Source organism: Streptomyces varsoviensis (assembly GCF_000718635.1).
In the GTDB taxonomy this organism is placed as follows: Bacteria; Actinomycetota; Actinomycetes; order Streptomycetales; family Streptomycetaceae; genus Streptomyces; species Streptomyces varsoviensis.
The window spans coordinates 1-227 of sequence record NZ_JOBF01000102.1; the positions used below are offsets into that span (position 1 = coordinate 1).

At 64.8% G+C, this 227-nt stretch carries 1 protein-coding gene; it reads left to right on the plus strand.

All coding sequences use genetic code 11. From position 1 onward, the window contains the following. Positions 1-227: aminotransferase class V-fold PLP-dependent enzyme (locus tag IF55_RS35790; protein ID WP_157854651.1), on the plus strand; the 227-nt coding region annotated here is incomplete at both ends.

Genomic DNA, 227 nt, shown 5'->3' on the forward strand with positions numbered 1-227 from the left:
GTGCTGGCGGAGGAGGCCACGGCGCTGTATGAGGGGGCGCGGGATACGGTCGCCGGTTTCATCAACGCGCCCAGCCGCGATGAGGTGATCTTCACCAAGAACGCCTCGGAGTCGCTGAACCTGGTGGCCAACATGCTCGGCTGGGCCGAGGAGCCCTACCGGGTGGATAGGGACACCGAGATCGTCATCACGGAGATGGAGCACCACTCCAACATCGTCCCCTGGCA